1 protein-coding gene is annotated in these 914 nt (G+C 56.8%); it reads right to left on the bottom strand.

The window, feature by feature from the left end; all coding sequences use genetic code 11:
* A protein-coding gene (locus QMX84_RS26305; protein WP_102053037.1) for an IS5 family transposase occupies positions 1-853 on the bottom strand; the annotation gives its coding sequence in 2 pieces (ribosomal slippage) (positions 1-497 and positions 500-853; 851 coding nt annotated over the 2 pieces). This gene is flagged as partial in the annotation.
* Positions 854-914 lie beyond the last annotated feature (61 nt).

Below are 914 nucleotides of genomic sequence, written 5' to 3'. Positions count from 1 at the left end.
TAGGCTTTGTACGAAAAGTATTGCCGCATGCAACGTAGGCTGCAGGCCAAGGTGACCATGGCTGCAAAGCTCTTGGCCAGCTTGTCATAGCGAGTGCCGATCCTGCGATTTTCTTTCAGCCAGCCAAACATCCGCTCAATGATGTTCCGTTGCCGGTATTTGGGCCGGTCAAACAGTCGGGGCAAGCCAGGTCGAGGTTTGCGCGGCATAGCGCGCAATGGGATTACCGGCTGCATTCGGTAACGGTCGCAGTACTGGCGCAGGTGCTCGGCATCGTATCCCTTGTCAGCCAGCAACCACCGGCTACGTTTACGCGGTCGTCCTGGCTTGCCAGCAATTCTTACAGCATCCAGCAGCGGCTGAGCGTGGGAGACATCACTGGCTTGTCCTGGTGAAAGCCTGAAATGCAATGGCACGCCATTGGCATCGCACACCATGTGAATCTTGGTGGTCAGACCGCCTCGACTGCGCCCCAAGGCATGGTCTAACGGTTCTTCAGGCCCCCCTTTTTCCCGGCGCCTGAAGAGGCTCGGGTTGCTCGTACTGCGGTGGAGTCGATCATCCAGGTGTCCAAGTCGATCAGTCCTTCCCGGTTCAGCCGAATATGCAGACGCTCCAGTACTCGCTCGAATGTGCCGTCGTCGCGCCAGTCACGAAAACGCTGATACACCGTTGACCAAGGCCCAAAGCGTTCAGGCAGGTCGCGCCAGGGAGCGCCCGAGCACAGGATCCACAGAATTCCGTGGAGAACCTGACGATCATCGTTGCGAGGACGGCCCATTTTCTGTTCTGGAGAAACCAAATCCTTGATCAGCTCCCATGACGCATCAGAAAGTTCGTAACGCCTTGCCATACGGGCCTCCAACCGGTCATGGCGGCAATTTTAGCCACAACGACTTTTCGTACAAAACCTA

Origin of the sequence: Pseudomonas sp. PS01297, assembly GCF_029959305.1 — a bacterium.
GTDB classification, from domain to species: domain Bacteria; phylum Pseudomonadota; class Gammaproteobacteria; order Pseudomonadales; family Pseudomonadaceae; genus Aquipseudomonas; species Aquipseudomonas helleri.
The sequence above is the reverse complement of the archived record's forward strand: the minus strand, read 5'-3'. Positions and strand labels throughout refer to the sequence as shown.